Source organism: Staphylococcus pasteuri, from assembly GCF_030547725.1.
GTDB classification, from domain to species: domain Bacteria; phylum Bacillota; class Bacilli; order Staphylococcales; family Staphylococcaceae; genus Staphylococcus; species Staphylococcus pasteuri.
The window spans coordinates 1-1,065 of sequence record NZ_JAUOQO010000026.1; the positions used below are offsets into that span (position 1 = coordinate 1).

Genomic DNA, 1,065 nt, shown 5'->3' on the forward strand with positions numbered 1-1,065 from the left:
AGAATTAGCTCAGCTGGGAGAGCATCTGCCTTACAAGCAGAGGGTCGGCGGTTCGAACCCGTCATTCTCCACCATTTTAGTAGCCGGCCTAGCTCAATTGGTAGAGCAACTGACTTGTAATCAGTAGGTTGGGGGTTCAAGTCCTCTGGCCGGCACCAGTTTTAGAGCCATTAGCTCAGTTGGTAGAGCATCTGACTTTTAATCAGAGGGTCAGAGGTTCGAATCCTCTATGGCTCACCATTTTAATAGCGGGTGTGGCGGAATTGGCAGACGCACTAGACTTAGGATCTAGCGCCTTACGGCGTGGGGGTTCGACTCCCTTCACCCGCATATGCAGAAGTAGTTCAGCGGTAGAATACAACCTTGCCAAGGTTGGGGTCGCGGGTTCGAATCCCGTCTTCTGCTCCATTTTATAGTGCCGGGGTGGCGGAACTGGCAGACGCACAGGACTTAAAATCCTGCGGTGAGAGATCACCGTACCGGTTCGATTCCGGTCCTCGGCACCATAATATTGTTAATATGCGCCCGTAGCTCAATTGGATAGAGCGTTTGACTACGGATCAAGAGGTTATGGGTTCGACTCCTATCGGGCGCGCTTATTCTACGGGAAGTAGCTCAGCTTGGTAGAGCACTTGGTTTGGGACCAAGGGGTCGTAGGTTCGAATCCTGTCTTCCCGATAGTAACAATTAATTAGTTTAATTATGGGGGCTTAGCTCAGATGGGAGAGCGCCTGCTTTGCACGCAGGAGGTCAGCGGTTCGATCCCGCTAGTCTCCACCATATTAAATTTACAAACTAGATAACGGCGGTGTAGCTCAGCTGGCTAGAGCGTACGGTTCATACCCGTGAGGTCGGGGGTTCGATCCCCTCCACCGCCACTACTTATTAGTTGTAAGATTATATTTAGGACCTTTAGCTCAGTTGGTTAGAGCTAACGGCTCATAACCGTTCGGTCGCAGGTTCGAGTCCTGCAAGGTCCATATAATTTTGGAGGAATACCCAAGTTCGGCTGAAGGGATCGGTCTTGAAAACCGACAGGGCCTTAACGGGCCGCGGGGGTTCGAA

10 tRNA genes are annotated in these 1,065 nt (G+C 51.4%); all 10 read left to right on the forward strand.

Annotated elements, in window-relative coordinates:
* Positions 1-82 precede the first annotated feature (82 nt).
* Positions 83-158, forward strand: a tRNA-Thr gene (locus Q4528_RS12590).
* A 6-nt stretch (positions 159-164) separates the two neighbouring features.
* Positions 165-240 (forward strand) — tRNA-Lys (locus Q4528_RS12595).
* 8 nt (positions 241-248) lie between these two features.
* Positions 249-330 (forward strand) — tRNA-Leu (locus Q4528_RS12600).
* Positions 331-333: 3 nt separating this feature from the next.
* Positions 334-408: transfer RNA gene (locus Q4528_RS12605), tRNA-Gly, on the forward strand.
* Between the two features lie 9 nt (positions 409-417).
* A tRNA-Leu gene (locus Q4528_RS12610) sits at positions 418-506 on the forward strand.
* A gap of 15 nt (positions 507-521) precedes the next feature.
* Positions 522-595, forward strand: a tRNA-Arg gene (locus Q4528_RS12615).
* 9 nt (positions 596-604) lie between these two features.
* Positions 605-678, forward strand: a tRNA-Pro gene (locus Q4528_RS12620).
* Positions 679-704: 26 nt separating this feature from the next.
* Positions 705-780, forward strand: a tRNA-Ala gene (locus Q4528_RS12625).
* 24 nt (positions 781-804) lie between these two features.
* Positions 805-878 (forward strand) — tRNA-Met (locus Q4528_RS12630).
* 28 nt (positions 879-906) lie between these two features.
* Positions 907-980: transfer RNA gene (locus Q4528_RS12635), tRNA-Ile, on the forward strand.
* Positions 981-1,065: the final 85 nt, after the last annotated feature.